Source organism: Rickettsia endosymbiont of Culicoides newsteadi (genome assembly GCF_002259525.1).
Lineage (GTDB): Bacteria > Pseudomonadota > Alphaproteobacteria > Rickettsiales > Rickettsiaceae > Tisiphia.
Genome location: NZ_MWZE01000121.1, coordinates 1 through 3,319, shown reverse-complemented (window position 1 = coordinate 3,319; position 3,319 = coordinate 1). Strand labels below are relative to the sequence as shown.

Sequence of the window (3,319 nt, the reverse complement as noted above, 5' to 3'; positions counted from 1 at the left end):
AAAAAAACATTTATCACAGGCATTAACTCCTTGCAACTCCTATATCTCCTTTATTTTTTCTTATCCCTTATCCCGAATTGACGTATATTGGTAAATTTATTTGTTCCTTCAAAAAAATAATATAGCTAACCTGATTACTATTAGTTCGTCATTGCGAGGAGCTACTTTAGTAGCGACGCGGCAATCCTTTCTAATCTCTTTTATAGATTGACGCGTCGCCGCAAAGCAGCTCCTCGCAATGACGAACTAATACTAACCTGATTAGTATATTAAATCTTACTCCACGTTCCCATTGGACTCTGTTTATAACAATCAATTATCGGTGTTGCAATAGTTAGTTCATTTATTGTTTTAATTATTAAACTTAAATTATCTAAAGCATCGTATATTATAATTACTCTCTGAAAATGTGCAAAATTTTTGTTATTAAGAATTTCTTGTATATCAAATGGGGCAATAATTATTAGGATGGTAGCCTGATTAGGATTCTCTAACTGATGAGTAATATAGACTGGTTGCTTTTCTGGTAATGGATCAAGTTTACTACCATGCGGAATAAACTGTTTTCTAGAATAAGTCCATATCATCTTATTTAGTGATTCTTGTACTTCAATATCTGGAACTAAAACCACAATTCTCAAATTGCTATGGTAAGATTTTTCTACTAAAAGACAGCTTGTTTTATATACTAATCCTTCAGTAGTGTGATAAAAACTAAATTGTTGCATGATTTTTCTCTTTTAAGGCTTAGAAAACAAATCTTTTGTAATTATCCTAGGAGACAGTTTTCTAGCACCAAATTCCCATGAACTGACTATAGTATGCTGCGGTACTCGACTTCGCTTTTCCTAAAAATTCCTCAATTATCTTTAGGTTATGCAAGAGGTCTATTATATATAAGAATCTGATAGGTTAGACAATTTTCTTATACTCAAAATATATTTTTCTTACCGAGTAAATCCAGGTAATACAAACAACGATAAATACTACCATTAAAAATGGTGAAATAGAACTAAAAGTTGCTGTTGGTACTAATGTAAAAATAACTGACTGTATTAATCCGCTCGAAGATTTACCAACTTTCGAGCTAATAACGTCAACAGCTGCTTTACCTTTGGTTTTTAGCTCCTTGTCTAGAGGGATATATAGCATCTCTTTAGAGGTATCCCAAATTGAATATTTAGTACCTTTCACTAGAATGTTCTGTAAAGCACCAATTGATACCGCAAGAGCAAGTGGGGTCATAAGAATAGCACTGTCAAATAGAGACAATATTTGATGATCAAACACGATTAAAATAAAGAATAATGTACCAGTAACCATCATGATAATTGGCGAAATTACAGCCGCCACAAACCAGCTATGACTACGCATTATATTGTTGCCTATTATAGTCATTATCATGATAGTAACCCCAGTCCAAAGAATATAAAGGCTATTAAATTCTGCATAACTATTAACAGTGGGGTATAATTCTTTTATTTTTGCTTTCCATACGGCTTCTACCAAATTCATTGATAAACCAAAAGCAGCAGAACAAATTAGCATTAACCATAAATATTTTGATCTTATGATATATCTAAAACTTTCGATTAATCCCATTCCATCTTTAGTCGATCTAGCAGATTTAGCCTTTGCATAAAATGTTGGATTGGTAAAAACATTTTTGCTAATAAATCTTACAAGTAAATATGATATAACAGCTGCAACTACCACGAAACTTGTTGATATTTTTACCAATATAGTTTTATTGTCCGGTACGGTAAAAAAATACTTAGCTATAGTGTTAGCAGATGATAAGTTTGACATCAAAAAGCCAACAAATATTAAAGCAGAATTACCAAATAATGAAAAAAGAGTGTAAAACCTTTTTGCTTCTTCTGTTGTAGTAAGCTCATTAGCAAACTGCCAAAACAGTAAAACATAAAAGATATTCGGCCAAAGCTCAGATAATGTATAAAAAACCACATAACTCCAATTACCAATTAAAGCTATATACCATTTTAAATGAGGATAATTCCCCATAATTTGTTCCAGCGAACTTGGATTAATGTGGAAAATATGGACATTAGGATAAATGATGAAAGCAAAAACAATAAAGAAACTAATAAAAAAGGTAATTAAATAGCCATAAATCCTCTCAAAACTATAATGGTTAAGCATCTTAGCATAGATTATAACGAATAGAGCCGCTGCAGGTGTTACACAATAAACTTTAGTGAAACTGACTACTTCAGCACTAATCTCTGAAATTAAAATACTATCTTTTAAAATTCTTAATATATTTTGGTTAAATAAGACGCAGAACATCAAACCACACATCGGTATGAATTTCCCGAGTTCATGATTATGGATAGGCCAAAAGATAGTTCTGAATTTGCTGCTAAATGAATTTGACTTTATAATAGTCATAATAAAGATTCCCTAAGACAAAAAAAAAACTCAACAGATATAGTCAATTCAGGAGAATTTGGGGCTAGGAGTGATGCCTATAAGTAATAGGCGAGCGACGAATGACAACGTCCCCAACTTCTCATCAATTGACTATATATCAACTTAAAGAGTGATCTTTTAGTAAGCTGAAACTATTCTTAAGAGTTTTCCGTTAATTGCTTAAGGCTATCATGCAAAACATAAGGTTAAAGACTTATATACCATTAGGTTGCTGCTGTCAATCTATTTAGATTTAGCTTGCATAAAGAATTAAAAATTATATAATTTTTTTTACAATTAAGAAATTAAATAATAAAAATATATGAAAAGATTATTATCAATTCCAGTTGTAACGTTTATTAGCTTGATTTCTAGCATATCATTTGCAAGTGAAGGGCAGCTTTATGTGAAAGCTGAGGTTGGTGCAGCTTTATTACAGAAAACAAGAGACAAAATCCTCGATATAAAAATGACCCCTCTGTTTGGGGGAGATGTTAATCTTGGTGTAGGTTATTATCTAACAAATAATGTTAGAGCTGATCTAACATTTGGTTTTACTAATCCAAGACTTGAAGGCTCTTCTACTAATACTAGTACTAGAACTTATAACGTATTAGGAATTGAGAAAACAATTGACGCCCCTATAACTTTAAAAAGAACACATAGGGGGCAAATAACCTCAGTGTTGGTCAATAGTTATGTTGATTTAAATACTGATGCTAACTCTCCTTCTGTTTTTGTAGGAGCAGGTGTTGGGATGGCTCAAATAAAAGAAAAAATAACCACAGGTGAGGTATTGGGTCGTGATGCATAGTACCCTACAATTTTTGTAACAATGTAGGGAAGTAGGGATCAAAATCGGTAATTGAGTCATACTCCAAAATTC

Annotated in this window: 3 protein-coding genes; 1 reads left to right on the top strand and 2 read right to left on the bottom strand. The window is 32.0% G+C overall.

The window, feature by feature from the left end:
• Window positions 1-269 precede the first annotated feature (269 nt).
• Complete coding sequence (locus tag RiCNE_RS06555) at window positions 270-728, bottom strand: DNA polymerase III subunit chi (protein ID WP_094649769.1); 459 nt, start codon at window positions 726-728, stop codon at window positions 270-272.
• A gap of 184 nt (window positions 729-912) precedes the next feature.
• Window positions 913-2,412 carry an Npt1/Npt2 family nucleotide transporter gene (locus tag RiCNE_RS06550; RefSeq protein WP_094649768.1) on the bottom strand — a complete coding sequence of 500 codons (1,500 nt, stop codon included), beginning with the start codon at window positions 2,410-2,412 and terminating at the stop codon, window positions 913-915.
• Window positions 2,413-2,755: 343 nt separating this feature from the next.
• Here RiCNE_RS06550 and RiCNE_RS06545 point away from each other — a divergent pair, with 343 nt between their 5' ends.
• Window positions 2,756-3,247, top strand: coding sequence for a hypothetical protein (locus RiCNE_RS06545; protein ID WP_094649767.1), 492 nt, complete (start codon window positions 2,756-2,758; stop codon window positions 3,245-3,247).
• The last annotated feature ends 72 nt before the right edge of the window (window positions 3,248-3,319 follow it).